The sequence below is a fragment of the Salinisphaera sp. Q1T1-3 genome (assembly GCF_003602005.1).
GTDB lineage: Bacteria > Pseudomonadota > Gammaproteobacteria > Nevskiales > Salinisphaeraceae > Salinisphaera.
Genome location: NZ_QZWD01000009.1, coordinates 16,326 through 43,231, shown reverse-complemented (window position 1 = coordinate 43,231; position 26,906 = coordinate 16,326). Strand labels below are relative to the sequence as shown.

Genomic DNA, 26,906 nt, shown 5'->3' with positions numbered 1-26,906 from the left:
ACCGGCCGCGTTCGCATACCCGTTCATCATACGATGGTCGAACACTGGTATGACTCTTGTTTCAATCAGTCGGGACAGACGACGACCGAAGTTGCGCACCAGTTCGGTGCAAAAGACTCGCCAGTTCAAACGCGGAGCCAGATCAGCGCATGAGTGAAGCCATCGCCAGTTCTTCTTCCCACGATGCCGTCCGACAATCGCTGGTCGAATGGCTGGTGCCGCTCTACGGGGACGCACCGGCCCGGGAATGCATCGATGCGACCATCGATGCTGCCCAGCGACACGGCCTGCCGCGCGAGATCGATCTGGCCGTGGATCAGTCGCTCAACGTGATGATCACATATCCGGACATCGTGCAGCGCCCCGGCGAGCCGCCGCTGGCGACGCTGCGTGATTTCATTGCACAGAATCTGGGCGAAGCGATCACCGCGGTGCATATCCTGCCCTTCTATCCGGCGAGCTCGGACGGCGGTTTCTCGGTCATGGACTACCGGGCCGTGAACGGCGATTACGGCGACTGGGACGATATCGCGGCCCTGGCAAACGACAAGCCGCTGATGTTCGACCTGATCCTCAACCATGCCTCACGCAAGGGAATCTGGTTCGCTCACTATCTGGCCGATGCCGATCCCGGTCGCGATTACTTCATCGAAGTCGATCCCAAGACCGACCTGCGTTCGGTGGTCCGCCCCCGCCCGACGCCGCTGCTCGCTGAAGTGCCCACGGCGCGGGGCACGAAATATCTCTGGGCGACCTTCTCCGAGGACCAGATCGACCTGGATTTCGCCAATCCCAAGGTGATGGCGGAGTTCATCGACATCATCTTCGAATACGTGGCTCGCGGGGCCCGCCTGATCCGTCTGGATGCCGTGGGATTTCTCTGGAAGGAGATCGGCACTTCCTGCATGCATCTGTGGCAGACCCATCACGTGATCAAGTTCTTCCGGGCCCTGCTCGGTCACTATGCCCCGGGCGTGCAGTTGATCACCGAGACCAACGTGCCGCACGCCGAAAACATCTCGTATCTGACCGATGGCGACGAGGCCCATGTGGCCTATCAGTTCGTGCTGCCACCGCTGGTGGCCCACACGCTGCTGACCGGTGACGGCTCCCGGCTGACCGAATGGGCGGCCAGCCTGCCGCCGCTGCCGGCAGGCTGTCATTTCCTGAACTTCACCGCCAGCCATGACGGCATCGGCGTACGCTCGGTCGAATCGATTCTCGACGAGGCCGAGCTGGCCGGGCTCGTGGCAACCACGCGCGAGCGCGGCGGTTTCGTCTCCACTCGGGCGATGGGCGATGGCTCGACGCGGCCGTACGAGCTCAACATCACCTATTACGATCTGCTGGCCGCCCCGGACGAACGCGATAGCGGCACGCACATCGACCGGTTCGTGCTCAGTCAGGCCATCGCGATGGCCCTGGCCGGGATCCCGGCGCTCTATTTCCACAGCCTGGTGGCCACGCACAACGACCACGACGGCGTCGAGGCGACCGGGGCCAGCCGCTCGATCAACCGTCGACGCTATGATGCCGGTGAACTCAACTATCAGCTGTCGCAGGAATCGGCAGCGGCCGAGGTGCTGCGCCGACTCAAGCGACTGCTCGTGGTCCGCGCGCGCCAGCCGGCCTTCCATCCCGACGCACCGCAGTCGATCGTGGATCTCGGGCCGTCGCTGTTCGCAGTCCAGCGCCACTGCGACGGCCAGACCCTGCTGGCCCTGCACAATCTGACCGACCGCCCGGTCAAGGTGCCGGGCCACGTCCTGCCGGAGGCTCGCGTGCGCAAGAACGTGGCTGCGGCCACCGAAATCAGCGGCGCGCAGCGCTCGATCTCGCTGGCGCCCTACGAGGTCGCCTGGATCAGTGACTGATCGCGTTGATCAACGGAACAGATAGGCCCCGATGAAACGCCGCTGATCGGCGCTGGGCGCGCCGAGCCAGGTGATCTCGGACTGGCCGGGCCCGCTGCCGTCGTCGCCGTGATTGACCACCAAGGCCCCGGCGGCCTTCGATGCCCCGGGCTGCATGAGCGCCACCACGTTTTCGCTGGCGCAGTCGTGGGGCTTGCAGGAGGCCAGTACGGCGTAATCCGTGCCGGCGATCGTGACATGCGAGACCGGCGTCTCGGTGCCCTGGCCGGCCGCGACCCAGCCGTGCGCGGGCTGTACCGGTTTGACGAGCGCTGCGTACTGCTTGGCAAGCGCCGGCTTGCTGTCGAGCAGCTGGCTCGGGTAGACCGTGTCGCCGTCGGCGGCCTGCGCGGTCACGGCCGTGGCAGCGAGCAGTACCGCACACAGCCACATGGAACGTCGAGTCATGACATGTCCTTGAAAATGATGCCGAACCCCCATCATGCCATGCCCTGACCGCTGCCCACGTCACGGGCATCGGCCTCGACGGCATCGTAGAAGTCGTCGAGCAGATCCGGACAGGCCGAGCGCACCCGATTCCAGGTCGGCATAAACGGGACTTCCATCGGATTGGCGATATATTCCTCGCCGGCCTTGATGACCGACTCGACGAACACTTCGACGGTCTTCTCCTCCTTGTGCCGGTCGAGCGTCAGGCCGTTGATCTGGGCATCGAAATAGAATCGCTCGACGGCATCCAGCGCATTGCGCAGATACACCGCCTTGATGGTGCGAATGGTCTCGGGCGTCATCGTCACGCCGTAGGTCGCAAGCTTGCGATACAGCGCCTTGGCGATGTCCGCGCTCATCTTGGCCAACCCGGTGTTGGCCTCATGGTCGGCGACATCCTGGTGCTTGTGATCATAGTGATCGGCGATGTCGACCTGGCAGATCGCGTTGCCCCCGTAGTTGCGGTGCACCTCGGCCAGGATCCCGACTTCCAGCCCCCAGTCGCTCGGGATGCGGATCGACTCGGCCACCGAGTCGGTCATGGCGCATTCGCCGGACAGCGGGTAACGGAAACTGTCCATGAAATCGAGGTAATCGATCGGCCCGACCACCGTGTCCAGCGCCCGGATGATCGGTGTCATGAAAAGACGCACGACGCGGCCGTTGATGGAGCCGTCGGCAACCCGCGCATAAAACCCCTTGGAGAACCGGAACGCGAAGTTCGGATGCACCATGGGGTAGTACAGCCGCGCGAGCATGTCCCGGCTGTAGGTCAGGATGTCGCAGTCGTGCATGGCCAGTACGCGACCGCGCCCGCTGGCCAGGAAATAGCCCATGCAGTTCCAGACATTGGCGCCCTTGCCCGGGCGGGCCGGTGCCAGGCCCTCGGCCTCGAGCCGATCGAACAACGCCTGTATCCGCGGCCCGTCGTTCCAGATCAGGCGATGGCGCGGCGCCAGCGGCGCGAAGAACTCGTGGGCGTGGGCGTACTGTTTCTCGTTCGCCGCATCCAGCCCGATGATGATCTCGGAGAGATAGTCGACCTGCGACAGGGCCGCCACGATCCGGGGCAGGGCCTCGCCTTCCAGCTCGGAATAGAGACAGGGCAGGATCAGCGACATCGGACGGCGCCGCGAATAACGGGCAAGCTCGGCCTCGAGCGCTTCGATGGGTCGGTCCGCCAGACGATGCAGCGTCGTGATGGTGCCGTTCTGATGAAAATCGGCCATGTCGTCTCCCCCGCGCACGCCGCCCGCTCGGGCATGCCGCGTGTTGTCAGATTTCTCCGGCCTCGATCATGGCATGAATCGCGGCCGACCAGCCGACTGGACCGATACCTTCGGCATGCCGGATGTGACCGCCGGCCGGCGCTTCGTAGTCGCCATCGGGACGCGCCACCCACCAGCCGATATCCGCGGCAGCCAGCATGTCGGCATCGTTGGCCGAGTCTCCCAGGGCCACAGCAAGAATCGGGCCGTGGACCGCCTCGAAACGCGTCCGCAGCCAGTCGAGCGCATCCCCCTTGTCGGCGAGGCCCAGCACGTGGACGAAACGTCCGCCGCGTCGCGTGGTCGCCCCGGCTTCGGCCACGGCCTGGGCGAAAGCGGTCTCGGCGGCGGCGCTGTCCTGCCAGAGCAACGGCTCGGACGCATCGCGCTGCCGGGCCGCCGCTGCGGCCTCCCGATCCAGCCCGGTCGCAGCCATGACATCGGCCACGCTCATATCGCCGAAACCGGTGTAGTCGAAGCCGTGGCGCGCCCGCAGATCCACGACCAGCCGGCGCAATCGATCATACGGCGCGCCCAGGGTCGTGCAGGTCAGGGTTTCCTCCGCCTCGCTGTCGTTCGCGAATTCGCCCTCGAAATAGCCGTCCGGTACCGCGACGATGCTGCCGTTCTCGGTAGCAAACGGGGCCCGGTTGCCCAAGGCCCGACGCAGAGCACGCACTTCGGCCACGGTCTTGCTCGTACACAGACAGACCGGCACGCCGCGGCTCTTCAGGGCCTCGAGCGCGTCTTGCGCCGCGGACCAGTCGTAGCTGTCGTGATCGAGCAGCGTTGCATCGAGATCGGTGAACACCACCGCGCGGACCGCGCGCTTGGTCGACATGGCAGGCTCCTGCGCCCAGAGGTTCCATCGCAGTCTACGATGTTCATCGGATACTGTCGGGCTGCCCCGCTCAGGCCCCATGCCCGGCCGTGCCGGCAAGTGATCATGCCGCGCATCGGCCCGGCCATTACTTCGCCGTTAAGAACTCGTTTAGACTGAGCGCCCACGCGTCGGCGGATAGTTGCGACATGCGCATTCTGGTCATTGAAGACAATGAAGATCTGGCTGCCAATATCATCGAGTACCTCTCGGCACGCGGCCATGTCCTTGACAACGCCACCGACGGCGTGACCGGTCTGCATCTGGCGGTCGTCCACAATTTCGATGCCATCGTGCTCGATCTGATGCTGCCGGGCATCGACGGACTGGCGCTGTGTGAGCGCCTGCGTGCCGAGGCGGACTCCCAGACCCCGATCCTCATGCTGACCGCGCGCGACACGATCGACGACAAACTCGCCGGTTTCGCCTCCGGCGCCGACGATTATCTGATCAAGCCGTTCTCGCTGCTGGAGCTCGAAGCCCGGCTGTCCGCACTCGGCAATCGCGGGCCGCGGCGCAGCGTGCACCAGCTCAAGGCCGGGGATCTGTCGCTGGATCTCGACACCTGGCAGGCCGAGCGCCAGAACGTGAAGCTCACACTCACGCCGACCGCGCTGCGTCTGCTCGAAGTCCTGCTGCGGGCCTCGCCGCGCCTGGTACGCCGCGCCGAGCTGGAAACCGCGATCTGGGGCGATCATCCGCCGGATTCCGAAGCGCTGCGCACACACATTCATGCCCTGCGCGCGGCCATCGACAAGCCGTTCGCCACGGCCATGCTGCAGACCGTACCGACCATGGGCTATCGCCTGATCGATCCGGATGCCGGCTGAGCCGGCCTGCGCCCCCCGACGCCGCGACGGCCGGCCGTGATGCCGCGCGATTTCCTGCGCCGCGTGCTCACCGGCCCGCGCGACAGTCTCCAGTATCGAGTGGCGACCGCCCTGGCGCTGTTCGTGGCGATCGTGGTGAGCGCCGTGCTCGCCGCGTTGTTCACCATCAACGATCATCTCAAGACCGAGCTGCTCAACGGCATCGTCAGTCACGAGATGTCGGAACTGATCGAGGACTATCCCACCGAAGGCGACGGCGCAATTCCGCACTCGGCGAACCTGATCGGTTACGTGGTCGGCCCGAACCAGCACGATCAGCTGCCCGAGGCGCTGCGCGGCCTGGGGCCGGATGTCAGCGGCGTGACACTCGATGTGGGCGACCGGACCTATCGCGTGGGCACCCACGCGATAGGCAATAAACAGGCTTATCTGGCCTACGACATCACCGCCATCGAGGATCGCGAGACGCTGTTCAAGGCCGTGGCCATCACCGCCGCGCTGCTCGTGCTGGCACTGGCGATTCCGCTCGGCTCGGCGATCGCCCGCATCAGCCTCAAGCCGATCAATGCGCTGGCCGATCACGTCGGGCGTCTGCATCCCGACGAGCGCACCACGCAGCTGGCCGAACAGTTCGAGCATTACGAAGTCGGGGTGATCGCACGGGCCTTCGACCGCTTCATGGGCCGGCTCGATGAGTTCGTCGAGCGCGAGCGCAGTTTCACCGCCGATGCCAGCCACGAGCTGCGCACACCGCTGGCTGTGATCCAGGGCGCCGTCGAAGTCCTGCAACAGGATACGCGCCTGTCGGGCAGTGGCCCGATCACGCGGATCGACCGGGCTGCCGGCCAGATGGCCGAACTGATCGAGGCCCTGCTGTTTCTGGCCCGTGACGAACAGCACGAAGCCGATGGTGCAGCCCCGATCTGTCGCGCCGACGAGGTCGTGCGCGAAGTCGTGGACGCCTATCGACCGATCATGGCCGGCAAACAGGTCGAGCTCGGCGTTCTGGACCCGGTGGAGGTGGATGCGCCACGCATCGCGCTGGTCATCGCCTTCGGCAATCTGTTACGCAACGCACTGCGCCACGGCGGCGACGAGATCCGCGTCACCCTGGCCGATCAGCGTCTGACGGTGGCCGACAACGGTCACGGCATGAACAGCGAGCAGATGCAGCGTGTCTTCGATCGTGGCTTCCGCTGCGGCCCCGGCGCGGGGCTGGGCCTCGGCCTGTATCTGGTCAAGCGGGTCGCGGACCGCTACGGCTGGCGGATTCGACTGGCCAGCCGGCCGGAGGAAGGCACACAGATCGAGATGCGCCTGGCCTGACAGCCGTACGCCCGGTCTGGCGAGGCGCCGCCGGGGCCAAGATTCACGTTTTTTTAACGCGAAGCTGACGCCCCGGCCAAGCCCAGGGGTGCAGCCTGTCCGGGTATTTCCGATACACGAGTCCGCTGTGTCCAAGGGTGCTGCACAGACCGCCACGTGGGGGAATTGGGCCCGACAGTGGCGTCGCAATAATCGTCGACGCTTGAATCAGCTCCTCGCCCGACTGCTCGGCACGCCGGGCGCCCGGCGACGGCCGTTGGCCGCCGATACGCGGCGTATTCTCGTCGTGCGTCTGAACAAGCGTCTCGGCAATGTTCTGTTTCTGACCCCGATGCTGCGCAGCCTGGCAGCCAGCCTGCCCGAGGCCCGGATCGATATCGTCATCCAGAGCCCGGCCCAGGTCGATCTGCTGCAGAGCCTGCCGGGCGTCGGGCGGGTCTGGGTGCAGAAGAACCGTGTGTTCGGCCTGTTCGGCTTGCTGCGAGCCATCCGGCGCGAGCGCTACGATCTGGCCATCGATCCGACCGGTAATTCGGCCAGCAACCGGATCGGCATGGCACTGTCCGGCGCACGCCAGCGGCTGGGTTTCGCCAACGCCGATCAGTGGCTGCCGTTGACCCATGCCGCCGGCCGGTCGATCAGCCGTCATCAGGCACTACAGGCGGTCGAGTTGCTGACCGGGGGCATCTCCGACCCGCCGATCGAGCGTTTCGACACCCTCGCCGTGTTCCCCGAGGCCTGCGATCGCCAGGCCGCGGAGACGCTCTGGCACGACACACTCGGCGTCATGGCCCCCCGCACGCCGGTGATCGGTTTCTTCTCGCGCGCCACCGGCGACAAGCAGCTCGCCCGGCCCTGGTGGGAAGCGTTTCTGGCCGCCGTCAGCCAAGCCGGGCCGAATGCCGTGCTCGTCGAGATCCTGCCGGGACCGGACGCGGATCCGATCGATCCGGCCCGGCCGCATGTCGCGATCGCATCACTCACTCAGCTGGCCGCCTTCATGGCGCGCTGTGATCAGTTCGTGGCCGCGGACTCGGGGCCGATGCACCTGGCGGCGGCAGCCGGCGTACCGGTCGTCGGCCTGTTTCAGGCTACGGCACCGAGCCATTACGCGCCGCTGGGCCAGGCCTGCATCAGCCTGGAAGGCGAGCGTCTGACGCCGTCACACACCGCACGCGTCGTCGTCGACCGGCTCGCCACGGGCACCGACTGACACGCCCCCCCTCGGCGCCGAAGCCTCCGCGCGGTATCGTGGCATGGCTCCACACAACACAGGGTAGTCCATGACCGTCGTCAAGCCGGACCGTGGCATCGACTGGGCCCCGCTCGACGACGTCGTGGTCGACCGTCCCGAGCTGGCCCATGTGGCCTTCAACGGCACCGATCTACCGCTGCCCCGCCTGGGCGGGGCCCTGGCGGGCGAGCGCTGGCTCACCGATGGCCACACGACCGCCCGACAGATCGCGGGCTGGCATGTGCGTGCCAACGATCGAATCGGCTGGGCGAGTCGTCGACTGGATGCGCCCGACACGGACGAACAACTCGTCGAGATCGCGCGTCGGGCCTATCACGATCTGTTTGCAGTCCAGCAGGCGACCGGCTTGCCGCACCCTCAGCGGGTCTGGCACGTGCTCTCCGACGTGGTCGGCGGCGTCGGCGAGGCCCAGCGGTATCGTCAATTCTGTCGCGGCCGGGCCGAGGCGCTGGCCGAAGCCGATAGCGATCCCGAACTGGACTGGTCTGCGTTGCCACCGGCCACGCTCGTCGGCAGCGATGCACACGGGCTGTGGATGCACGCCCTGCTCGGCCGGCAGCCGATCATACCGGTCGAGAATCCACGTCAGGTCAGCGCGTATGCCTACCCGTTGCAGTATGCGGCCCGGCCGCCGGCCTTCGCCCGGGCCGGCGTGATGACCGTCGGCCACGCCCGATACCTGCTCGTTTCCGGCACCGCCGCCATCGTCGGCCACGAGAGCCGTCATGTCGGCGATGCACCGGCTCAGCTCGACGAGGCTCTGGCGAACGTCGCCGCGGTGATCGCCGCGGCGACACCGCACATCGGGCACCACCGACTCGCCGATCTGGCCTGTCTGAAACTCTATGTCCGTCGCCCGGCAGACGCCCCCGCACTGCTCGCCCGGGCAGCCGCACATCTGCCGGACGTGCCGCTCGGCGCGCTGGCGGCCACCGTCTGTCGTGACGAACTGCTCGTGGAAGTCGAGGCCCACCTCAGAGCCGCCTAGGGCGTGTTGAGGTTTCGTGCGAATCCGCGCCAAGCGCGCCCTGAAATTGACGATGGGCGGCAAGACGAGGCGTCGTGCGCGCCGTGCCGCCATGCTGCACCCGCGAGCGACAACGCTGGATTGCCGTCGTGTTCTTGATTCTGGGGCGCTTGTCCCTTCGGGGTGGGCCGCCCATGAAAAATCGACGATGGGCGCCCGGCGGCGTTGCCAGCCTTGATCGTGGCACGCCACGATACGGCGACTCGCGTCTTGCCGGACACACTACGGCCTCTCGACGAAAAGGCGCTCGAACGAAACCTCAACCGGCCGTAGGGCAGGTCGTCATGAAGTCGTCCCCTTGCCCGGCATGCGTCGGACACGGCGCGGTCCGTCCAGCCGAGCAACGACTCGTCTGGTGACTCAAGGCCGCGTCATCAGGGACCTCGCGCCCGCTCAGTCCAGCCGGTTGATCGGAATCTCGGCCAGGATCTCGCGGTTGCGCGCCGTACGCTCGGCGTCGGGATCGGTGACCGTGCTCACCCGATCCAGCCCGGCGATCCAGTCCTGGGGGAGCGCGTGTTCGCGGGCCCCCGCCAGGACGAAATCGCGATACCAGGCATAAGGGACACGTGCATCGTCGAGCCAGTCGGCGCGACCGCGATAGATCGCCGCAGTCAATGTCTTACCGGCATGGACGACCGGCAGCTCGAGGAAATCGTAGGCCGGACCCTCTGCTGCGTGCAGGGCTTCGAGACGATCCGCCTCGAGCTCGAAGACCACACCGTGCACGACATCGCCCGGCTCGCCGGTGGCCACGACGTTGCACTTGCCCGATGCATCACTGCCGATCAGATGCCAGGCCAGACGATGCCCGGCGAGCGAGGCGGCGCCCAGCGGCCGCACGCTGGGCACACGTCGCGCCAGCCGCGCGGTACACATATTCGAGCCATAGGCGAAGTAATACATTCGAAACGCTTGTCGTAGGCCGCAGGGCGACCATTCTAGGGCCTGTTAACACGTCGCACCTGACCTGACCGCGTTGCCGCCCGAAAACCGGCCAGGCAAGGCACAGGGCGCCGACCCTGGTCATTCATGCCAAGGTCAAGCCGTGCAACGCCGCATGGCCGGTTTTTGCGCGCAACCCGACGGGACGGCGGTCATTTTTCTGCCATCCGGCGTTGTCGTTCGCGACGCCAGAATGACGGCCGTACGCGCCCGATGCCTTGTCTTGCAAAAAATGAGCGCCGGCGCGGCGCACGCGGGACGTGTTATTAATCCGGCACGAAAAATAAACGCCGGCGCTTGTCCGTCTTTTCATCTTCAATGGCTTCACGGCCGTAGGGCGTCCCGCCGGGAGCGCGACACGACACGCACGATCCGGCCCGTCCTTTGCGTACCATGAAGACAGGTCCATCGATGCAGGCGCTTGCTCATGTCCGATCTTCATGTCGTCATCGCCCCCGACAGTTTCAAAGGCAGCCTGTCGGCGCGACAGGTCGCCGATGCCATCGCCGTCGGACTGGCACAGTTGCCCGAGCCGCCGCGCGTCACGCTCGCCCCCATGGCCGACGGCGGCGAGGGCCTGCTCGATGCCATCGCCGCCCGCTGTGCCGGGCACTCGCAGGAGATACGCGTGATCGGCGTGCATCGCCAGTCGCTGACGGCGCGCTGGTATGCCATGACCGACGGGACCGCCGTGATCGAATCCGCCGAAGTACTTGGCCTGCCGCTGATCGAGGCCACGCGCGATGCCCCGGCCCTGTCCGATCGATCGAGCTACGGCCTTGGCACCCTCATTGCCGACGCGCTGGATTCCGGCGCACGCGATATCGCCGTCGGGCTCGGCGGCAGCGCCACCAACGATGCCGGCCTCGGGATGCTGCTGGCCCTCGGCGCACGTGCGCGCGACGCCGACGATGCACCGATCGCGCCGACCATGGCCGGCTTGCTGCGGCTGGCGCGCCTGGACCTGTCGGGGCTGGACGCCCGGCTGGCCGAAACCCGTCTGCGCGCGTTCTGTGATGTCGACAACCCGTTGCTCGGGCCGGAGGGCGCCAGCCGTGTCTACGGACCGCAGAAAGGGCTGACCGATACCGATATCGCCGACGTGGAAGCGGCCTTCGAACAGCTGGCCGAGCAGTCGCGCCAGCCGGCACGGGCCGAGTGGCCCGGCAGCGGCGCGGCCGGCGGGCTGGGTTTTGCCCTGGCACTGCTGGACGCACGCCTGGAATCCGGCGCCGACGCCGTGATCGGCCTGACCGGCCTGGCTGCGCATATCAAGGACGCCGATGCGGTGATCACGGGCGAAGGCCGCTCCGATCGACAGACGCTGTCGGGCAAGTTGCCCATGGCCGTGGCCAAAACGGCCGGCCGGACGCCGACCCATCTGGTCGCGGGCGCGATCAGCGACGATGCGCGCGACGAACTGGCACAGCATTTCGCCAGCCTGAGCACGCTTGTCGAGACGGCCGGCAGTCAGGATGCGGCGTTGGCCGAACCGGCGCGCTGGCTGGGCGAAATCGCCCGCGCGCTCGCCCCGCGCCTGCGTACCGGGGCAGGACACTGATCCGGCGCTCCCCTATCATGATGCAGCCGACCCGCAATCCGAGATCGCCATGCTCCGCACCTTCGCCATCGACCAGGGCCGCATCGTCGAGGATCGCACGGCCGAGGAGCCGCGCGAGGCGCGCCTGGGCCGCGCGCACTGGATCGATGCCCTGGAGGCCGATGAGGACGAACGCGCCGCCCTGAACCGGTTCCTGACGGACGAGCTGCCGGAGGACGAGGACGTCGAGGAGATCGAGTCCTCGGCGCGCTATTTCGTCGACATCGACGGCATCCACGTGCATTCGCTGTTTCTTGCGCAAAGCGAGGGCCGACACGAAACGGAGACGGTGGCCTTCATCCTTCAGCCCGCGCGATTGATCACGCTGCGCGACGAGGATCTGGCGGATTTCCGTCTCCTGCGCATGCGCGCGCGGGCTGGTCAGGTCGAGGCCGATACGCCGGAATCGCTTCTGGTGACCATGTTCGACCAGAAGGTCGAGAATCTGGCCGACACGGTCGAGGATCTGCATCTCAAGCTCGAGCAGGTCAGCCACACCGTGCTGGAGGACGAGGAGGCCGATTACGAGGCGGCCATCGACAATCTGGCCAAGCTCGAGGATTCGGCCGGCAAGATCCGGCTGTGTCTGATGGACACCCAGCGCTCCATCTCGTTCGTGCTGCGCCACCTGCCGGCGCGCTCGCCCAGCCGCGAGACCGCCCGCGAGATCCTGCGCGACGTGGACACGCTGATGAGCCACATCGCTTTTCTGTTCGACAAGATCAACTTCCTGATGGACTCGACGGTCTCGTTCATCAACATCGAACAGAACCAGATCATCAAGATCTTCTCGATCGCGGCCGTGGTGTTTCTGCCGCCGACGCTGGTCGCCAGTATCTACGGGATGAATTTCCAGTACATGCCGGAGCTGTCGTGGAAGTACGGTTATCCGATGGCGATCTGTCTGATGATCGCCGCCGGCATCGCCCCGTATCTGTATTTCAAGCACAAGAACTGGCTCTGAGCCGAACCGAACGAACGACCTCGCCGGCGCGAGGGCGTGTCGTCACGAGATAGGCAGCCCACTGCCCCTGCCAGGCGTGTCACGCAGTACGCACAACACGGCATGGCGGGGCCGGCAGGAGCAACCCGAAGAGCCAGCGGCCTATCTCGTGACGACGCGCCCTGGTCATCATGCCCCGCGCGATGCCGGCCCCGTCGCGGTGCATCTCGCCCCAGGTGCGGTGCGCCGTCGGGCCGGTTACTGATTGACCTGTAGCGCCCGGTAGTTCAGATAGACCATGCGTACCAGCAGATACTCGAACGGCGAGCCGGTCTGGTAGTACCGGAAATTGGTCTGTTCACGCTTGTTGAGTGCATAGAAGCCGTTGTAGGCCGCACTCGCCGGGAAGTTGCCGTTGATCTGCAGCGGATCGATCACGTAGAACAGCCCCTGATCCGCTGCCAGCCCGATGGCATCGCGCATGTCGGATGGCCCGAAGAACGGCAGCACCAGATACGGTCCGGTGCCCACGCCGTAATGGCCGAGCGTCTGGCCGAAATCCTCGTCTCGCTTCTGCAGCCCGAAATGCGTGGCCGGATCGAAAAACCCTGCGAGGCCGAGCGTCGAGTTGATCACGAACCGGGACGCGGTGACCGCGCTCGCACGCGGCTTGAGCTGCAGCACGCTGTTGGCGAACGTATTGATCTCGTCGAGATTCGAGAAGAAATTGCCGATGCCGTCCCGCACGGGCGATGGCGCCACCGTGTCGTAGACATGCACCGCCGGCAGCAGCAGATAGTGATCGGTGAGCGCGTTGAAGCGATAGACACGCCGGTTGAACGGGCCGAGCGGGTCGTCGATCGCCAACGGGTTGGCCGTGGTCTGGGCGACCGGCACATCGTCGGGCGTGCGCGGGTCCACGCTGGTCGGCGGCGGCGTCGAGGCACAGGCGCTCAGGAACAGAACGCCTGCCAGCGCATACAGACTGCGCAGACGCCGAAGACTCAGGGAATACGACGCTTTCATGGCGAGAAGAAATCCTGCAGCGCTCGAATCGTCTTGTCGTAGCTCAGGTTGCCCATGTGACCGCCGTGCGGCCGGATGCGGGCACGCGCTCCGAACGTTCGAGAAAGAAAGGCCACCTCGTCGTCCGACAGGATCGGATCGTCGGCGTTGGTGAAGACGGCGATGTTGTCGCTATTGGCCAGAAAACCGGCGATCTGGTGCAGATCGGCCTCGCGGATCAGCGTCGACTTGGGCACGTGGCGTCCATCGCTGTTCCAGTACGGCACCAACAGCTCGTTAATGTAGTCGTTGAACGACATATCGAACGCGCGCCGGAAATAAGGCCGCATATCACTGTATGGGCCGGGCGTGACGTTCTTCGGCACGATCACGTCCGAACGTGTGATCACGTCCGCGGCATAAGCCATGTTGGCCAGCGACAGCCTGAAGGCCAGACCGACGAGGGCCCCGATATCGTTCTGATCGGCCGCACCGGACTGATAGGCCTGATAGAGGAAATCCTCGTTGAAGCGCAGGGCCTTGTTCTTGGCGTAGACATCCTTGAGACCACCCAGGCCCTTGGCCAGGAACGACGGCACCTGATCGATGCCGCCGGGCAGCGTCCGATCCAGCAATGCATCCATGCGCGCGACGGAATCCCACACACTGACCGCCGGGTTGAGCAACAGCACATGCTGGAAATCGAACTGTCCGGCGCTGGCATCCTTGTGTGCGACGAAGGCCGCCTCGGTGGCGCCGAGGCTCCAGCCGGTCAAGGCATAGCCGGTGATGTCGATCTGATCCGACAGATCGTCACGCACAGCCCCCATCATCCGATACAGATCGTCCACGTCTGTCTTCATCCGGCCCGGCACCGGATATTCGGCGGCCCCCAGCATGAAGGTGACACTGGTCGGCGACGGCAGACAGGCCACGCTATAGCCGTCCGCATACAGCGCACGGGACAGCAGCACACATTTACTCGACAGGGCCGATGCGCCGGTACCGGCGATCACGAACGCCAGTGGCGCCGGCCCGTCCTGCGGCGTGAACATGTACTGCAACGGTCGCGCATAGCGCAACGTATCCGGCGTGTCGCGCTGAACCAGCGGGTCGAGCGTGCGCAGCGTGATCGGGGCGTCGTCGGGCAGCGGGGCCTTGAGCTTGGCAGGCGTGCCGAGGACGGTCGCGAGCAGCGGATTATCGATCGGATACGGCGCAACGGCGGCGCGATCATCATCGGACTCGCGGCTGTCAGCGGCCGTGGCGCTCGTCTTGCCCGGTGTCGCCGTGAGATCATTGGCGCCGGCGGCATCGCGCGCGCCGCCCTGGGTGGCACAACCCGCGCAGGCCAACAGGACAAGAAATACGACGCCGAGGCGACGACTAACGAATCTGGGCACAAGCCTTCCCTGATCGACTCGACATATTTGTTTCATCATACCGCGTTGCATGCAATCGGACAGCGGTACAGGACATCCGGATATGAACGACATCCTGATCATTGGCGCCGGCGTGGCCGGCATGGCGGCCGCCGAATATCTGACGGCCGCCGGCTGCCGGATCCAGATGGTCGACAAGGCCGGCCGCCCCGGCGGCCGTTGTGCCACGCGCCGCGTGACGCCGGACACGGCGGCAGACTGGTTCGATTACGGGGCGCAATACTTCACCGCACGATCGCAGACCTTTCGGATCAGCGTCGACCGCGATCTCGAGGCCGGCCGCCTCGTACACTGGCAGCCCCGGATCAACACCGCCGAGCCCCTGGGCGGCACCTGGCTGTTCTCGCCCTCACCGGATGATCGGGAACGCCTGATCGGGCCGCGGGGCATGAACCACTGGGTGCGCGACCGACTGGCGCAATCGGGATTGCATGTCGCCTGCGAACGCCGCGCCAACGCCCTGCGACGCGGCTCGGACGGCCAGTGGACTGCTCGTTTCGACAGCGGGGCGCCGATCAGTGCCTCGCATGTCCTGTTGACGCCGCCCGCGAGCCAGACACGGGCGTTGCTGGCCGGCGATGCGAAGGGCATCGACGTGCTCGACGCCGCGCCGCGGGCCATGGCGGCCTGTCATTCGCTGGTCGTCGCCGCGCCGCCGATCGACGGCGTCGATGCCATCTTCTTCAAGAGCGGCAAACTGTCGTGGGCAGCTGACAACACCACCAAGGCCGGCGTGACGCGCGATCGGCATCTCTGGACGCTGCATGCCAGCACGGCCTTCAGCACCGATCACGAGGATCGCATGGCCGAGGACCTCGCGGCGGCGATGCTGGCGGAGTTCGCCGCCGCCACCGCCCTGTCGGTCACCGATATGGAAGTCGTTCGCGCCCGGCGTTGGCGCTTTGCCCGGCCCGGCAGCGGCGCGCCGGACGAAGATCAACGTTTCTGGGTGGATCCGCGGTGCCGGCTGGCGATCGCCGGCGACTGGCTGGCCGGCGGTCGGGTCGAAGGGGCCTGGCTATCCGGCCGCGGGGCCGCGGCCCGCCTGATCGGCGACGTCTAGCCCGGCCGGGGCAGACAACGCCGTACGGAGAGCCTTGGCCCCACGCGACTCAGTCCGGCGGCGGCAAGACAAGGCATCGCGCGCGTACGGCCGTCATTCTGGCGTCGCGAACGACAACGCCGGATGGCGGAAAATGACCGCCGTCCCGTCGGGTTGCGCGCGCAGTGTTATTAATCCGGCACCAAAACAGCTGACGACGTCAGCTGTTTTCAACGCCATCGAAAAATAAAAGCCGGCACTGGTCCGTCTTTTTATTTTCAATGGCTTCACGGCCTTTGGCCGTGGCGCGCGTGCTTTCGCACACGCGCGTTATCAACCCGAAAAATCATCTATTTTTATGCCGGGTTAATAACACGCCCTAGTGCAGTTTCAGGCGCGGCCGCAACACGTTGTTGATACCGTCCACCACGGCCTTGAGCGCGGTCTTGAAAGCACCGTGAATCGCGCGCTGGTGCATCCGATAGAGCGAGACATAGAACAGCTTGGCCAGCTTGCCCTCGACCAGCAGACTGCGGCCCGCCGCGCCTCGCATGAGGTTACCGACCGCATCGAAATGCGCCAACGAGATCAACGAGCCGAAGTCGCGATACTTGAACGGCTTGAGCGCCCGCCCATCCATCGAGGCACGCAGATTCTTGTAGACGGTCGAGGCCATCTGATGCGCGGACTGGGCCCGCGGCGGCACCCACTTGTCCTCGCCCATCGGGCACGCGGCACAGTCGCCGATCGCGAAGATGCGCTCGTCATCCACGCTGACCAGCGTCTCGTTCACCCGGATCTGATTGTTGGGCCGCGTCGTCAGCCCCAGCTCGGACAGGATATCGGCGCCGCGCACACCGGCCGCCCAGACGGTCAGATCGGCATCGATCCGCTCGCCGGCCTTGGTGAGAAACCCGTTCTCGTCGGCCGAGGTGATCATGGTCTCCCGATGGATCGTCACGCCCAGATTTTCCAGCTCGCGCGCGACCGAGGTGCCGATGCGTTCGGGCAACGCCGGCAGAACACGGGGTGCCGCCTCGATGAGATGCACATCGAGCTGTTGCCTATCGATCTTCGAATAGCCATAGCTCGAAAGCATCTCGGTCGCCGAAAGCAGCTCGGCTGACAGTTCGACGCCTGTGGCGCCGCCGCCGACGATCGCGATCGACAGCTTGCCGGCATGGCCGGGCCCGCCGTCGGAATGCCGTAAAAAGGTGTTGAGCAGCGCACGGCGGAACGTCTCGGCCTGTGTGGTGCTGTCCAGGAAATAGCAGTGTTCGGCGACGCCCGGCGTCCCGAAATCGTTGGAGACACTGCCCAGCGCCAGGACGAGATAATCGTAGGACAACTCGCGCTCGGCCAGGATCTGCGTGCCCTGTTCGTCGTGGATCGGGGCGAGCCGGATCTTGCGGGCCTCGCGGTCAAGCCCGGTGAGCGCGCCCAGCTGATAACGATAGCCATGGGTACGGGCATGTGCCGGATAGGAGACCTCGTCCAGGCTCTGGTCGAGCGCGCCGGTGGCCACCTCGTGCAACAACGGTTTCCAGATGTGCGTCGGCTTGGCATCGACCAGCACCACATCGGTCTTGCCCTTACCGCCGAGCTTGCGGCCCAGCTTGGTGACCAGTTCCAGCCCGCCGGCGCCACCGCCGACGACCACGATACGTGTTTGCTCCGCCATTGCCCGATCCTTGGTTGTGCCGCGCGCTTGGGGGTGAGCTCGTCGCCTCTGACCCCGAAGCGACGATGCGATATTCTTGCGAATTATACTTTAGTACTACATACAAGACGATTCGGATGCATCCAAATCGCCGGTCGAGCCTGTCGTATGCGCCCCCGCAGCACAACATCCGGCGGCGCATGGCGCCTCGCAACGCTGGCGTCCGACCGCCTGAGCGTGCTTAATCTGGGGATCGGAGAATCCCGATTATCAAGGACGCATCATGTCGCTTCGTCAATGTCTCTTCACAGCCGGACTCGTGGCCGGGCTTTCGTCGGTCGGCGCGGCTCAGGCCGCCGATGGCGCGAGTCAAGAAGACCAGGCCCAGGCCGGCATCGCCGTGCTCTCCGGCACCGAGGGCAACGCCGACGTGCACGCCACGATACGCTTTATGCCCACCGACGACGGGCTGGCCTATACCACCGTCGCCCACGGCCTGAAACCGGGCAAGCACGGCTATCATATCCACATCTATGGGGACTGCTCGGGCGCGGACGGCAAGTCGGCTGGCACGCACTACAACCTGCAGGGCAGTTCGCTCAACCCGCCGAAGGATATCGATCGCATCACCGGGGATCTCGGCAACCTGGTCGCCGACGCCAACGGCGACGCCCATGACACCGGCGTGCTTGAAAATGGGGCGTTGACTGGACCGAAATCGATCATCGGCCGCGCGGTCATCATCCATGCCAAGGCCAACGACCCGAGCCAGCCGCCGATCGGTGCCGCCGGCGCGCGTCAGGCCTGTGGCGTGATCGGCATCGCTGATCCGGCCAAGGCCGATCAGGACACGGCCAAGGACGACACCTGAGGGCAGCGGTGGTGTCGCTCGAGCCCGGCTCGGACCTGTCGTTACAGAACGCGCATCACGGCACCATCGCCGCACTCGATCGAAAACACACCGCCCGCATCGCGACCGCCGCGTCCAACGCGACGGTCGCGATGCTGTTCACTGACCGGCCTCAGTCGTTCACGGCCTGCATGGTCTGGCGATACAGCAGCGCGGTCAGGACGAAGAACACGACCACACCCAGACCGAGGGCGACCGGTGCAAAGCCGAGCCCGAACAGGGCCAGTGGGCTGCTCTGGCCGGTGCCGGCCACGATCCCGGCGAACAGCACCCCGAACAACGATTCGCCGACGATCATGCCCGTGGCCGTGAGCACGCCCAGACGACGCGCCAGATCGGCGTTGTGCTGCTTGTCGGCCCAGGCGTTATAGAGCCGTCCGACCACCGCGCCGAGCACCACCGGCAGCGTCACGACCATCGGCAGATAGACCCCGATGCCGATCGCCAGCGGCGGCAACCGTAGCCGGCCGGCCCGTGCCAGACTTTCGTCGAGCCCGATCGCCGCCACCCCGATCAAGGCCCCGATGCCGATCATCGACCAGTTCAGATCACCGCCCAGCACGCCCTTGGCCAGGGACGAGATCAACGCGGCCTGCGGGGCCGGCAGCGCATCCGGCCCCGCGCCGGGTGTGCCGGCAAAACCGAAGGCATTATTGAGCAACGACATGACCGGCGGGATGACCAGCGAGCCGAACGCCACCCCGAAGACCAGCGCGACCTGCTGTTTCCAGGGCGTTGCGCCGACCAGCTGCCCGGTCTTCAAGTCCTGCAGGTTGTCGTTGGAAATGGTCGCCACGCCGAAGACCACGCCGGTCACGATCAACGCATAGGCCACGAGCGCCGCGGTCGTATCGGCATCGTGATCGCGCCCGAACAGCGCCACGAGCAGCAGCGAGGCGGCCACGATCGCCAGGATGCCGATACCGGAAATCGGGCTGTTCGACGAACCGATCAGGCCGGCCATGTAGCCCGAGATCGCCGCGATCATGAGCCCGGCAATCACCACGAAGACCAGCGATCCGGCGATCAGTGGCACGGCCGAGCCGGCCAGCGGCCCGTCGGCGATCAATGCGTCGAACAACCATGCGATCGGCGCCAGTGTGGCCAACGCTACCGCAGCGACCACACCGATCGGCAGATCCCGCTCGGCCACCGGACGCGCGTCGGCGCCCCGGGTCCGGGCGGCGGCCAGGGCCGAGCGAATGCCCGCGATCACCGGTCCCATGATGCGCACCAGCGTCCACACCGCGGCGGCTCCGATCACGCCGGCACCGAGAAACCGCACGTCGTTCGAGAACACCGTGGTCGCGATCTGCTCGGCGCTACCGGTCTGGCCAGACAATGCGGTCAACACCGGCAGCGCGATCCACCAGCCGATGGCCAGTCCGACGAGCATCGCCAGCCCGACCGACAGCCCGACCAGATGGCCGGCGCCGAGCAGCGCGAACGACAGACTGCCCCACAGCGCGGTCGCACCGCTACCGACCTTGAACCAGACGGCCGCCTCGCTGGCCACGAGCTTGAGCTGGGCCCCCAGGGCAAAGCCGGCCGAGGCCACGGCATTGACAACGATCACGCGCAGCCCGCGGGCGGACTCGGCAGCCCCCTCGCGCGAGCCGGCCCCGACCTTGAGCACCTCGGCGGCAGCCCGACCCTCCGGATACGGCAGATCGGCATCGACGACGAGCGCGCGACGCAGCGGCACCGAAAACATCACCCCGAGCAGACCGCCGGTGGCACAGATCGCGGCCGTCGTGAAGAAATCGAAGCCCTGCCACCAACCGACCATCACCAGCCCGGGCAGTACGAAGATGATCGCCGAGAGCGTGCCGGCCGCCGAGGCCACGGTCTGGACGATGTTGTTCTCCACGATCGTGGCATCGGCGAAGCCGCGCAGGACGGCCATCGAGATCACCGCTGCCGGAATCGATGTCGCGAACGTGAGCCCGACCTTGAGGCCGAGATACACGTTGGCCGCGGTGAAGAACACCGTGATCAGTCCGCCGAGGATCACCCCGCGCAGACTCAGTTCGCGCATCCCCCGATGCGTCTTGCTGCTTGCAGCCAAGATCCTCTCCCTGAATGTTTTTCCGATCGCGGCCGACGCACGGCGTCGCCGCCCCCGGCACGGGCACGCCGGCCGGAACCCGGATTATCATGCATCGATCGCGCCGCCGCCCGACAGCCCCGCGCCAAGCGCCGGCATGCCGCCAGAGCTGAACACGCGCGCTCGGTGTGCTTCAATACACGCCTTGAGCCGATCCGTCCGGTCGCCCAACCGTCCGCAAGAGGACCCGTCGAGAATGCGCATTCTTGCCCGCCTGCTGTTCGCGGCCACCGCGATGCTCGCTGCATCGAGCGCCGTCGCCAAGACCTATGTCGCCGGCATCGAGCCCTCGTTTCCGCCGTGGGCCTCGGTCGAGCGCGGCCAGTTCGTGGGCATCGGTCCGGACGCGGTCCGGGCGATCGCCAAGCAGCAGGGCTTCGACGTGACGTTCCGCTCGATGTCGTTCTCGTCGCTGATTCCGGCGCTCAAGGCGGGCAAGATCGACATGGTCGTCACCGGGCTGACGGTCACGCCGGAACGGGCGAAGCAGATCGACTTCACGCTGCCGTGGTGGCAGATCAAGCTGGATGTCCTGGTCCCGCCGAACTCGGACCTGACCGCCGACAGCGCGCTCGGCAACGGCCACACGGTGGGCGTGCAGACGGGAACGACGAACTACGACTATCTCAAGCAGCTGGTCGCCCAGGGCAAGGACATCGATATCAAGACCTATGAACAGGGCACCACCGCCCTGCAGGATCTTGGCATCGGCCGGATCGATGCCCAGTTTCTGGATGACGACACGGCGCAACAGTTCCTGGCCGACAATCCCGGCCGGATGAAGATCGCCGGTCAGATCACCCCGCAACCGCCGCAGGTTTACGCGCTCGGCGTGGCCAAGGGCAACACGGCCCTGTTGAAGCAGCTCAACGCTGGCGAGGTCGCCATCTCGAAATCGGGACAGTGGGCAAAGATCGTCCACAAGTACATGCCCGATGCGCAGATCGCCCCGATCCCGGTGGCGCTGCCTCAGGGGATCGATACCTACCAAAAGCCGATCCCCGGGCTGTCGCCGTAATTCCGACCGCCTGGATGCCGGCGTGGGCGATGTCCGCGTCGGCGCCTGTCATTAAGCGCCGTCGCCCGGCCCGAGTCTCGATCGCACGATGATCTACGCCGTCATCTGGGACAACCTGCCCTATCTCGCCGAGGGCGCAGCCATCACGGTCGCGCTCGCGCTGACGCTGCTCGTCATCGGCCTCGTAGTCGGCACGGGCCTGGGCCTGATTCAGGCATATGCCGGCTGGCCCCTGCGGCTGGCCGCCACTCTCATCGAGCGTTTCTTTCGCGCGATTCCGGCCATCGTGCTGCTGTTTCTGTTCTATTACGGCATCTCGGTCTTCTATAACATCAGCGCATTCCCCGCGGCAGCGCTGGCGCTCGGACTGCGTTCGGCGGCCTATCAATCGCAGATCATCCGGGGGGCCATTGCGGCCGTCCCCGCCGGTCAGCTCGCCGCAGCCCGGGCCATTGGCATGACACGCGCGGCCGGCATTCGCCATGTCGTTTTACCGCAGGCACTGCGTCAGGCGATCGGCCCCTGGACCAACGAAGCACTGTCCGAACTCAAGGATACGTCGCTGGCCTACACGATCGGTGTGGTCGAGCTCATGCGCCAGGCCGACTACATCGTTTCCGCGACCTACGGCCACCAGCTTGCTGTCTATTCCGCGGCGGCGGTCGTCTATCTCGCGCTCTCTCTGGCTGCCAACTGGGCGCTCACGCGGGCCGATCGCCGGCTCGCCGTGCCCGGCCTGTCTCACTAGTCTTACGCCTGTCGCCATGACCGATGCTACGCGCCTGCGCGCCGAACACCTGACGAAATCCTTCGCCGGCCGGCGTGTGCTCGACGATGTCTCGCTCTCGGTCGCCAAGGGCGAGGTCAAGGGCATCATCGGCCCGTCCGGTGCCGGCAAGTCGACGCTCATCCGTTGTCTGAACGGGCTGGAACCGCTCGATACGGGCCGGGTCTGGCTCGGTGCCGACGAGCTGACTGCCCGCAAGGCCGATATCGATGCCCTGCGCGCCCGGATCGGCTTCGTGTTTCAGGATTTCAACCTGTTCACCCATCTGCGGGTCGCCGACAATCTCATGCTCGGCCTGCGGCGGGTCCGCAAGATGGACGCGGTTGAGGCCGAACGCTGTGCCCGCGCCGAGCTGGACCGGGTGGGCCTGGCCGACAAGTGGCAGGCCTGGCCAGCCGAGCTGTCCGGCGGCCAGGCCCAGCGCGTCTCGATCGCGCGGGCCCTGGCCATGGCCCCCGAGGTCATGCTCTTCGACGAGCCGACCTCGGCGCTCGATCCCCAGTCAGTGGGCAGCGTGCTGCGCGTGATGCGCGAACTGGTGGCCGGCGGCATGACCATGATCATCGTCTCCCACGAAATGGCCTTCATCGAGGCCGTGGCCGATGACGTGGTCTTCATGGCCGACGGGGCGATCGTCGAGGAAGGCCCGGCCGGGCAACTCTTCAACACACCGCACGCCGCGGCCACGCGCGCCTTCATCGACGGCATCGCGGCCGCCCATCGCGGCGAAGCGACGACGCCATGAGCCAATGGCTGGCGTTTGCCGGGTCGCACCTGCCCACGCTGCTGGCCGGCACCGGCTACACGCTGACCATCTGGGCGGTAGCGATGATCGCGGGCTTCGTCGCCGGCTGGGTGCTCGCCGTTGCCCGGGTCTATGGTGGTTCGATCTCGCGCCGACTGGCGGTCGGCTACATCGAACTGATTCGCGGTACACCGCTGCTGGTGCAGATGTTCATCGTCTATCTCGGCCTGCCCCAGATCGGCATCGTGTTCGCACCGCTGACCGCGGCGATCGTGGCGATCGGCATCAACACGGCCGCTTATCAGGCCGAGTATTTCCGGGCCGGTATCCGGGCCGTGCGGCCGGGTCAGATCGCCGCGGCTCGCGCGCTCGGCCTCTCACGCGGTCAGGCCATTCGTCACGTGGTACTGCCGCAAGGCTTTCGCATCGCCCTGCCGCAATGGGCCAACGAGGTCGTCATCGAGCTCAAGTACACCTCGGTGGCTTATGCCATCAGTGTTCCGGAGCTCATGGGGCGTGCGAAGGAGATCGGGGCCGCGAGCTTTCGCTATTTCGCCATCTTCTGCGTGGTGGCCGTGATCTATCTGGTGCTGGTCACCGTGGTGACCCTCGTGCTCGACCAGGTCGAGCGCCGCTACGGCCTGCGCCACTGACACCGTAATCGACCGGCCAGGCCGGTCGATTACGGTGTCATGCGCTCGTCGTCACGCGGCGCCGGACAAGACGGCCGTCGCGCTCAGTCGGCCTTCAGCCAGGACTGCACCAGATCCGGGTGCTGGGCAACGAAACGCTTGGCCGCCGCGTCGTATGATGTCTTGTTGGCATCGGCGAGCATCGCGTTCGTTGCCGGAAGCGGGACCTGCATGCGGCTGAAGAACGCGGCGATGGCCGGGTGATCGGTCTTGATCGACGGATTGGCGATGATGTCGACATGCTCCTTGCCGCCGAGCACGTGTTTCGGGTCCGCCAGATAGCGCAGGTCGAAACGCTCCCACATCCAGTGCGGGCTCCATCCGGTGACGACGATCCACTCGTGACGATCGATCGCGCGCTTGAGCGCGGCGGTCATGGCCGGTCCGCTGGCGGTCACCAGACGCAGATGATGCTTCAATCCATAGGCCGTCATCGCCTGATGCGACAGCTGCATCTCCCCGGCCCCGGCCGAGATGCCCTGGATGCGCCCGTCCAGTTTCTTCGCGATGGCCTCTTTTTTCAGATCGGCGATGCTCGAAAGCGCGGCTTTCGGGACATAGGAGGGCACGACCCAGCCGATGCGGGCGCCGTTGTACAGGGTGCCGAGCGTATCGACCCGGTCCTTCACCCGTTTCATGTAATCGGCGTGTGTCTTGGGCAACCAGGCCGCGAGAAACAACGTGTTGTCGTTGCGCGCCGTGCCCATGAAGGCCACCCCGACAGAGACCTGCTTGAGCGTGACGCTGACGTCATAGTGTGTTTCCAGCAGATCACGCGCGACCCGACTGAGCGCCTCGTCGGCGGCGTAGTTGTCGGTGTAGATCGTGATCTCGGTCTTGGCCGCCTGTGCCGAGGCCGCGCCCAGAAGCAGTAGTGCCAGCAGACACCCCCGCAGAATGCAACGCCATGACTTGCTCATGCACTTCTCCCTGATGAATGTATCGATTCGTCGCTCGCGCCCATCCCCCGGGCGCCGGACCCATTGGTTAACCCGGCATGAAAATAGATGATTTTTCAGGTTGATGGCGTGCGTGTCCGAAAGCACGCGCGCCACGGCCAACGGCCGTTACGCCATTGAAAATAAAAGACGGACAGGTGCCAGCTTTTGTTTTTCGATGGCGTTGGAAACAGATGACGTCGTCAGCTGCTTGGGTGCCGGATCAATCTTCGCCGTAATCGCGCACGCCGTGCAGAATCCAGGCGCCGTCGGTGAGCGCATGGTGTTCACCGTGCAACACGTTGATCGTGCCGGTGCCTTCCATGATCACGGCCCGTACGGCCCTCGGATCGGATACGTTGGCTGCACGCAGATGGGTGCGCAAATCATCCTCGGTCACCCGCGCGACACGCAGTCCGCCGTGGCGGATCATACCACCCTCGCCCATCAGCAAGATCGGCCGGTTATCGATGACTTTCTCCGCCGTACGGCGGATGCTGCGGACATGCGAGATGGCCAGCTGCAACGCATAGAGCGTGATCACGGCGGCCGCGCCCTGGAGCAGGGGCGGATTCTTCGATACCACCACGCTGGCGACCATCGAGCCGATCGCGACGCTGACCACGATGTCGAACGTCGACATTTCCGCAAAACTGCGAACCCCGGAAAACCGGGCGCAGAGGATGATCAGAATATACATTCCGATCGTGGAGACCACGATCCAGAGGAGGGCCTGGGGCCCGGCGAGAAACCATTCACTCATGCGACCCGGCCCCCGGGCCGGCTTTTGCTGCGTACGACGCGGTGACGATACGCGTTAAGATGGACAAGTCGAAATGAAATGCTGTATCGGGAAACAAAAATGTTGAAAGTCGGATTCGTGGGCTGGCGCGGGATGGTCGGCTCGGTGCTCATGGAACGCATGCTCGCCGACAACGACTACGAGGGCCTGGAACCGGTCTTCTTCTCCACCTCCCAGGCCGGCCAGCCCGGCCCGGACATCGGTCGTGAGGTTTCGCCGCTCCAGGACGCCAAGGACCTGGACGCCCTGGCAGCCATGGACGTCATTGTGACCTGTCAGGGAGGCGACTACACGGGCGCGGTCTACCAGCCGTTGCGGGACGCCGGCTGGGACGGCTACTGGATCGATGCCGCCAGCAAACTGCGCATGAGCGATGACGCCACCATCGTGCTCGACCCGGTCAACCGCGCGGTCATCGACCGCGAGCTGGACCGGGGCACGAAGACATTCTGTGGCGGCAACTGCACGGTCAGTCTGATGATGCTGGGCCTGGGCGGCCTGTTCGAGCGCGACCTCATCGAGTGGATGTCGGCCATGACCTACCAGGCCGCCTCCGGCGCCGGGGCGGCCAACATGCGGGAACTGCTGGTACAGATGGGCACGCTGCGTGATGCGGTCGCCGACGAGCTGGCCACGCCGAATTCGGCGATTCTCGATATTGATCGCAAGATCACGGATACCATGCGCAGCGCCGACTTCCCGGTCGACGAGTTCGAATTCCCGCTGGCCGGCTCGGCCCTGCCCTGGATCGACTCGATCATCGACGACACCGGCCAGTCCAAGGAAGAGTGGAAGGCCGGCGCCGAATCGAACAAGATTCTCGGCCGCACCGATGCCCCGATCCCGATGGACGGCCTGTGCGTGCGCATCGGCTCGATGCGCTGTCATGCCCAGGCGTTCACGATCAAGCTCAAGGAGGATCTGCCGATCGACGAGATCGAGTCGATCATCGCCGGCCACAATGAGTGGGTGAAGCTGGTCCCGAACGAAAAGCAGGCCAGCAACGAACAGCTCACCGCGACCGCGGTCTCCGGCACGCTGTCGATTCCGGTCGGGCGCGTGCGCAAACTGGCCATGGGCGGGCAGTACCTGACCGCCTATACGGTCGGCGACCAGTTGCTCTGGGGCGCGGCCGAGCCGCTCAAGCGCATGCTCGCCATTCTGCGCGGCCGGCTCTAGGACGTGTTGAGGTTTCGTTCGAGCGCCGCGTTGGCGCCACAAATCACGTCCGGCAAGGCGCGAGTTGCCGATCGTGGCGTGCCACGATCCAGGCTCGCAACGCCGCCGGGCGGGATTTGTGGCCCAACCCTTCGGGACAAGT

Annotated in this window: 25 protein-coding genes; 14 read left to right on the top strand and 11 right to left on the bottom strand. The window is 65.8% G+C overall.

The window, feature by feature from the left end; genetic code table 11:
- Positions 1-149 precede the first annotated feature (149 nt).
- A complete protein-coding gene (locus D3260_RS09920) occupies positions 150-1,874 on the top strand; it encodes a sugar phosphorylase (RefSeq protein WP_120098444.1) in 1,725 nt (574 codons plus the stop codon).
- Between the two features lie 9 nt (positions 1,875-1,883).
- Here D3260_RS09920 and D3260_RS09915 read toward each other — a convergent pair whose 3' ends face one another.
- The 3 genes from D3260_RS09915 to D3260_RS09905 are packed head-to-tail and all read right to left on the bottom strand — an operon-like array spanning position 1,884 to position 4,472.
- A complete protein-coding gene (locus D3260_RS09915) occupies positions 1,884-2,321 on the bottom strand; it encodes an Ivy family c-type lysozyme inhibitor (protein WP_158583487.1) in 438 nt (145 codons plus the stop codon).
- 32 nt (positions 2,322-2,353) lie between these two features.
- The gene (locus tag D3260_RS09910; RefSeq protein ID WP_120098442.1) at positions 2,354-3,592 is read right to left on the bottom strand and encodes a glycosyl transferase; all 1,239 of its coding nucleotides are present in this window, start codon (positions 3,590-3,592) and stop codon (positions 2,354-2,356) included.
- A gap of 46 nt (positions 3,593-3,638) precedes the next feature.
- Complete coding sequence (locus D3260_RS09905; RefSeq protein ID WP_158583486.1) at positions 3,639-4,472, bottom strand: mannosyl-3-phosphoglycerate phosphatase; 834 nt, start codon at positions 4,470-4,472, stop codon at positions 3,639-3,641.
- A gap of 188 nt (positions 4,473-4,660) precedes the next feature.
- Here D3260_RS09905 and D3260_RS09900 point away from each other — a divergent pair, with 188 nt between their 5' ends.
- The 4 genes from D3260_RS09900 to D3260_RS09885 all read left to right on the top strand — a co-directional run bounded on the left by D3260_RS09900 (position 4,661) and on the right by D3260_RS09885 (position 8,910).
- Entirely contained in the window at positions 4,661-5,341 is a 681-nt protein-coding gene (locus tag D3260_RS09900; RefSeq protein ID WP_120098440.1) for a response regulator transcription factor, read from the top strand.
- A 39-nt stretch (positions 5,342-5,380) separates the two neighbouring features.
- Complete coding sequence (locus tag D3260_RS09895; RefSeq protein WP_120098439.1) at positions 5,381-6,667, top strand: HAMP domain-containing sensor histidine kinase; 1,287 nt, start codon at positions 5,381-5,383, stop codon at positions 6,665-6,667.
- A gap of 202 nt (positions 6,668-6,869) precedes the next feature.
- Positions 6,870-7,880 carry a glycosyltransferase family 9 protein gene (locus D3260_RS09890; RefSeq protein WP_120098438.1) on the top strand — a complete coding sequence of 337 codons (1,011 nt, stop codon included), beginning with the start codon at positions 6,870-6,872 and terminating at the stop codon, positions 7,878-7,880.
- 70 nt (positions 7,881-7,950) lie between these two features.
- On the top strand, positions 7,951-8,910 hold the full coding sequence (locus D3260_RS09885; protein WP_120098437.1) for a pteridine-dependent deoxygenase like protein: 960 nt from the start codon (positions 7,951-7,953) through the stop codon (positions 8,908-8,910).
- A 432-nt stretch (positions 8,911-9,342) separates the two neighbouring features.
- Here the strand turns inward: D3260_RS09885 and D3260_RS09880 are convergent, their stop codons facing one another.
- Together D3260_RS09880 and D3260_RS17280 are read right to left on the bottom strand one after the other, a co-directional pair.
- On the bottom strand, positions 9,343-9,855 hold the full coding sequence (locus D3260_RS09880; RefSeq protein ID WP_120098436.1) for a gamma-glutamylcyclotransferase family protein: 513 nt from the start codon (positions 9,853-9,855) through the stop codon (positions 9,343-9,345).
- A 124-nt stretch (positions 9,856-9,979) separates the two neighbouring features.
- The gene (locus tag D3260_RS17280) at positions 9,980-10,336 is read right to left on the bottom strand and encodes a hypothetical protein (RefSeq protein ID WP_147418162.1); all 357 of its coding nucleotides are present in this window, start codon (positions 10,334-10,336) and stop codon (positions 9,980-9,982) included.
- On the opposite strand from D3260_RS17280, the gene D3260_RS09875 reads away from it, so the two are divergent.
- Both D3260_RS09875 and corA read left to right on the top strand, forming a co-directional pair.
- Positions 10,322-11,455 carry a glycerate kinase gene (locus D3260_RS09875; protein WP_120098435.1) on the top strand — a complete coding sequence of 378 codons (1,134 nt, stop codon included), beginning with the start codon at positions 10,322-10,324 and terminating at the stop codon, positions 11,453-11,455. The two genes, D3260_RS17280 and D3260_RS09875, sit on opposite strands and share 15 nt — an antisense overlap.
- A 49-nt stretch (positions 11,456-11,504) precedes the next feature.
- Positions 11,505-12,458 carry a magnesium/cobalt transporter CorA gene (gene corA, locus D3260_RS09870; protein WP_120098434.1) on the top strand — a complete coding sequence of 318 codons (954 nt, stop codon included), beginning with the start codon at positions 11,505-11,507 and terminating at the stop codon, positions 12,456-12,458.
- Positions 12,459-12,695: 237 nt separating this feature from the next.
- Here corA and D3260_RS09865 read toward each other — a convergent pair whose 3' ends face one another.
- Both D3260_RS09865 and D3260_RS09860 read right to left on the bottom strand, forming a co-directional pair.
- Complete coding sequence (locus tag D3260_RS09865; RefSeq protein WP_120098433.1) at positions 12,696-13,463, bottom strand: VacJ family lipoprotein; 768 nt, start codon at positions 13,461-13,463, stop codon at positions 12,696-12,698.
- Positions 13,460-14,845 (bottom strand): alpha/beta hydrolase, encoded by a 1,386-nt coding sequence (locus tag D3260_RS09860; protein ID WP_147418161.1) that lies wholly within the window; start codon positions 14,843-14,845, stop codon positions 13,460-13,462. Before D3260_RS09860 ends, D3260_RS09865 begins: the two co-directional genes overlap by 4 nt.
- An 82-nt stretch (positions 14,846-14,927) precedes the next feature.
- Here D3260_RS09860 and D3260_RS09855 point away from each other — a divergent pair, with 82 nt between their 5' ends.
- On the top strand, positions 14,928-15,947 hold the full coding sequence (locus D3260_RS09855) for an NAD(P)/FAD-dependent oxidoreductase (RefSeq protein ID WP_158583485.1): 1,020 nt from the start codon (positions 14,928-14,930) through the stop codon (positions 15,945-15,947).
- Between the two features lie 358 nt (positions 15,948-16,305).
- Here the strand turns inward: D3260_RS09855 and D3260_RS09850 are convergent, their stop codons facing one another.
- Positions 16,306-17,607 (bottom strand): NAD(P)/FAD-dependent oxidoreductase, encoded by a 1,302-nt coding sequence (locus D3260_RS09850; RefSeq protein ID WP_120098430.1) that lies wholly within the window; start codon positions 17,605-17,607, stop codon positions 16,306-16,308.
- Between the two features lie 262 nt (positions 17,608-17,869).
- Here D3260_RS09850 and D3260_RS09845 point away from each other — a divergent pair, with 262 nt between their 5' ends.
- The gene (locus D3260_RS09845; protein ID WP_120098429.1) at positions 17,870-18,457 is read left to right on the top strand and encodes a superoxide dismutase family protein; all 588 of its coding nucleotides are present in this window, start codon (positions 17,870-17,872) and stop codon (positions 18,455-18,457) included.
- Between the two features lie 151 nt (positions 18,458-18,608).
- On the opposite strand, the gene D3260_RS09840 is transcribed toward D3260_RS09845, so the two are convergent.
- Positions 18,609-20,534 carry an OPT family oligopeptide transporter gene (locus D3260_RS09840; protein WP_120098428.1) on the bottom strand — a complete coding sequence of 642 codons (1,926 nt, stop codon included), beginning with the start codon at positions 20,532-20,534 and terminating at the stop codon, positions 18,609-18,611.
- Positions 20,535-20,799: 265 nt separating this feature from the next.
- Between D3260_RS09840 and D3260_RS09835 the strand changes: the two genes are divergently transcribed.
- The 4 genes from D3260_RS09835 (at position 20,800) to D3260_RS09820 (ending at position 23,806) form a co-directional block, all read left to right on the top strand.
- Positions 20,800-21,621, top strand: a complete 822-nt coding sequence (locus D3260_RS09835; protein ID WP_158583484.1) for a transporter substrate-binding domain-containing protein — start codon at positions 20,800-20,802, stop codon at positions 21,619-21,621.
- Between the two features lie 88 nt (positions 21,622-21,709).
- Complete coding sequence (locus D3260_RS09830; protein ID WP_120098426.1) at positions 21,710-22,369, top strand: amino acid ABC transporter permease; 660 nt, start codon at positions 21,710-21,712, stop codon at positions 22,367-22,369.
- A gap of 16 nt (positions 22,370-22,385) precedes the next feature.
- A complete protein-coding gene (locus D3260_RS09825) occupies positions 22,386-23,153 on the top strand; it encodes an amino acid ABC transporter ATP-binding protein (protein ID WP_120098425.1) in 768 nt (255 codons plus the stop codon).
- Positions 23,150-23,806 carry an amino acid ABC transporter permease gene (locus tag D3260_RS09820; RefSeq protein ID WP_120098424.1) on the top strand — a complete coding sequence of 219 codons (657 nt, stop codon included), beginning with the start codon at positions 23,150-23,152 and terminating at the stop codon, positions 23,804-23,806. Before D3260_RS09825 ends, D3260_RS09820 begins: the two co-directional genes overlap by 4 nt.
- A gap of 83 nt (positions 23,807-23,889) precedes the next feature.
- Here D3260_RS09820 and D3260_RS09815 read toward each other — a convergent pair whose 3' ends face one another.
- Together D3260_RS09815 and D3260_RS09810 are read right to left on the bottom strand one after the other, a co-directional pair.
- On the bottom strand, positions 23,890-24,765 hold the full coding sequence (locus D3260_RS09815) for a glycine betaine ABC transporter substrate-binding protein (RefSeq protein ID WP_120098423.1): 876 nt from the start codon (positions 24,763-24,765) through the stop codon (positions 23,890-23,892).
- Between the two features lie 241 nt (positions 24,766-25,006).
- Positions 25,007-25,546, bottom strand: a complete 540-nt coding sequence (locus D3260_RS09810) for a DUF421 domain-containing protein (protein ID WP_120098422.1) — start codon at positions 25,544-25,546, stop codon at positions 25,007-25,009.
- A gap of 99 nt (positions 25,547-25,645) precedes the next feature.
- Between D3260_RS09810 and asd the strand changes: the two genes are divergently transcribed.
- Entirely contained in the window at positions 25,646-26,764 is a 1,119-nt protein-coding gene (asd, locus tag D3260_RS09805) for an aspartate-semialdehyde dehydrogenase (RefSeq protein ID WP_120098531.1), read from the top strand.
- The last annotated feature ends 142 nt before the right edge of the window (positions 26,765-26,906 follow it).